This window comes from Arenibacter nanhaiticus, from assembly GCF_900141935.1.
GTDB classification, from domain to species: domain Bacteria; phylum Bacteroidota; class Bacteroidia; order Flavobacteriales; family Flavobacteriaceae; genus Arenibacter; species Arenibacter nanhaiticus.
This window is the reverse complement of the sequence record NZ_FQYX01000071.1, coordinates 1-2,537: the sequence shown is the minus strand read 5'-3', so window position 1 is coordinate 2,537 and position 2,537 is coordinate 1. Positions and strand designations below refer to the sequence as shown.

The 2,537-nt window shown below is 35.9% G+C and carries 5 protein-coding genes; 1 reads left to right on the top strand and 4 read right to left on the bottom strand.

Translation table 11 applies throughout. The features are described from left to right. Positions 1-61: 61 nt before the first annotated feature. Genes BUA16_RS19280 through BUA16_RS19275 form a run of 4 tightly spaced genes read right to left on the bottom strand, consistent with a single transcriptional unit; the run spans position 62 to position 1,599 of the window. The gene (locus BUA16_RS19280; protein WP_072766106.1) at positions 62-265 is read right to left on the bottom strand and encodes a hypothetical protein; all 204 of its coding nucleotides are present in this window, start codon (positions 263-265) and stop codon (positions 62-64) included. Positions 266-280: 15 nt separating this feature from the next. Then, positions 281-874: an ATP-binding cassette domain-containing protein gene (locus BUA16_RS18090; RefSeq protein ID WP_072766105.1), complete on the bottom strand. Its 594-nt coding sequence runs from the start codon at positions 872-874 to the stop codon at positions 281-283. A 20-nt stretch (positions 875-894) separates the two neighbouring features. Next, positions 895-1,098: a helix-turn-helix domain-containing protein gene (locus BUA16_RS18085; protein ID WP_072766104.1), complete on the bottom strand. Its 204-nt coding sequence runs from the start codon at positions 1,096-1,098 to the stop codon at positions 895-897. Between the two features lie 3 nt (positions 1,099-1,101). Then, positions 1,102-1,599 (bottom strand): DUF2975 domain-containing protein, encoded by a 498-nt coding sequence (locus tag BUA16_RS19275; protein ID WP_394333086.1) that lies wholly within the window; start codon positions 1,597-1,599, stop codon positions 1,102-1,104. 185 nt (positions 1,600-1,784) lie between these two features. On the opposite strand from BUA16_RS19275, the gene BUA16_RS18075 reads away from it, so the two are divergent. Beyond that, positions 1,785-2,078: a transposase gene (locus BUA16_RS18075; RefSeq protein ID WP_072766102.1), complete on the top strand. Its 294-nt coding sequence runs from the start codon at positions 1,785-1,787 to the stop codon at positions 2,076-2,078. The last annotated feature ends 459 nt before the right edge of the window (positions 2,079-2,537 follow it).

Here is a 2,537-nt window from a genome sequence, read left to right as displayed (position 1 = left end):
GTATTCATTCTGACAGTTTTAAGGATTAATATTTGTTGTTTTGACTCTTTAAATATAATTCTTAACTGTCAGATTTTATCGTGGTTACTTCAGTTATGTGCAGTATCTTTTCGATAAATTGTTTGCTAATAATTTTTAAGTTTGGTTCCAGTTTGAGCAGTTCATTTTTGTTTATGGCTTTTTGCCATAGTTTTCCATCTAGGGCTGAAATAAACTGATTTGGATTTCCTTTGGCCACAATTGTTCCTTTTTTTATGATAGCCATTTGTGAACAAAGATTTTATACATCTTCCACCAAATGTGTAGATAATAAGATGATGATATCCTCGCCGTTTTCGCTTAACAATGCATTGAATCTATTTCGCTCTTCCGGATCCAAACCTGCTGTTGGCTCGTCCACAATTATAATCTTTGGTTCTCCCAATAAAGCTTGTGCTACACCAAAACGTTGTTTCATTCCTCCAGAAAAAGTATGCACCTCCTTGTTCTTGGCATCTATTAAATTGACTTTTTCTAAAAGATTTATAATTTGGTCTTGGCGCTCGCCCTTGTTGTGAATGCCCTTTAATTTGGCCAAATGTTCTAACAGATCATAAGCAGATACTTTAGGATAAACGCCAAAATATTGAGGTGAAAAACCTAGTTGTTTTTGTATCTCCAATGGGTTGTTTACGACATCTGTACCGTTAAAAAAAACTTGGCCCTCAGAAGGTTTTTGTAAGCCAACTATAGTTTTCATGAGCGAAGATTTTCCTGCTCCGTTGGGTCCGAGCAAACCGAAGATTCCATTCTTAATCTCTAAGTTTATGCCATGAAGTGCCTTATATCCATTGTTATATACAAGGGATACATTGTTTATTCTCAATATATTCATACGTGCTATTTTGGAATAAGTTATTCTACATAGTCGATAATATCTCCAGGTTTACAGTCCAAGGCCATGCATATTTTTTCTAAAGTTTCAAAGCGAATGCCTTTGGCTTTTCCATTTTTCAGTATTGATAGATTAGCAGGAGTAATACCAATTTGTTTTACCAATTCTTTACTCTTCATTTTTCGTTTGGCGAGCATCACATCTATATTTATAATAATTGGCATAGTTTAGATATATAAATCTTGTTCGTTTTGTAAAGTCAATCCTTGGTTGAATATTTCTGACATAAAAAAAACAAAAACACCAAGAAAAAGATGAAGGATTACTATTAAGAATAGTTCACGATCGATCTGCATAAAAAACGATGTGAATGTGGTGAGCAATATGGGCAGAAATACATTGGTAAGATAAAACCGCCGCAAATGAACTATGTTTTCTGCCATAAATAATTTTCGTTGATAGAATACTTTAAAAACATTGGACAGCAACCAAAAAAACAGGCCATACGCAAAAACTGGAATTAAAAATGAAAAAACCAAATACGTTGTATTGCTATCTAAAATTAAAAACGACTTTTCAGTAAAAGGATAGTTAACAATTGTTCGGTTATTTTTGATTTGTAGATTGGTGCTCGTAGCCCAACTAAATGCGCCGTATATTCCAGTAATTAGATACAAGCCTCCCAATATTCTCGTAACGAAGAATAAGATTTTGGAAATAATCATTGTTTTTTGCATGAAAATAATTTTTATTTATTTCTGTAAAAATATAAAAAAATATTGTTTTACAATAAAAAAATATTAATATGGATAATTACATCCGTTATCTATCCAATAGGTAACAATGTTTTAAGTACGATTATATTTTATTGAATCTATTTCAGGAAAATATATTTCTTTATTTGAGCCTAATGGGAGTCTGGGCAGAAACCCCATTTCGGAGCGAACCCAAAACACCTTGGCGAACAAATGGGCATGATCGCCATCCTGTATACTTGGGCAGGTATACGGATAAGCTCGCTATCAGCAAATGCCAGATCAAACAATTGGACAAGGTGGACAGGACGGTAACCTTCCAGATGAAGAACTACAAAAAAGGAGGTCAAAAAGAACTGCTCAAACTCTCCACGCAGGAGTTTGTACGCCGATTTGCACTGCATGTCCTGCCAAGGGCTTTACACGGATACGGCATTACGGTGTTTTGAGCAGTAGCTGGAAAAAAGACAAACTGCCCCGCCTTTGAGTTATGCTGGTTACAGAGCCCCTAAAACATAAAGAGGAAAAGCTGTCATAGCCCAATGACATATGCCCGAGCTGTAAAAAGGGCAAACTGGTCGCCATATCGACCTTCGATGGACGCGGGCCGTCCAATTCTTCGAAGGAAAACCTAACAGCTGCTGACCTACCTTAAGAAATACCTGAAAAACGCGAGAGGGGGTGATATGTGTCATAGGGTAAATTTTCGACCGAAAAATTACCCTATGGTCTGCTAAGTTGCCAAAAAAGTTAGATGAAAGCCCCTAAAAACATGTTGGAGCTCTGAAACCAACATAAAACCACGGCAAGACTACCGAAATAAGACTCCCTAAAAAAGTTAAAAAGAATGCTTTCCCTGCAGAAGAAGAAGAAGAAGAGAAGAAGAAGAAGAAGAAGAAGAAGAAGAA

Bases quoted from the DNA above. Each gene is read 5' to 3' on its own strand.
- BUA16_RS19280 (WP_072766106.1), bottom strand. From the start codon at position 265: ATGGCTATCATAAAAAAAGGAACAATTGTGGCCAAAGGAAATCCAAAT.
- BUA16_RS19275 (WP_394333086.1), bottom strand. From the start codon at position 1,599: ATGATTATTTCCAAAATCTTATTCTTCGTTACGAGAATATTGGGAGGC.
- BUA16_RS18075 (WP_072766102.1), top strand. From the start codon at position 1,785: ATGGGAGTCTGGGCAGAAACCCCATTTCGGAGCGAACCCAAAACACCT.
- BUA16_RS18090 (WP_072766105.1), bottom strand. From the start codon at position 874: ATGAATATATTGAGAATAAACAATGTATCCCTTGTATATAACAATGGA.
- BUA16_RS18085 (WP_072766104.1), bottom strand. From the start codon at position 1,098: ATGCCAATTATTATAAATATAGATGTGATGCTCGCCAAACGAAAAATG.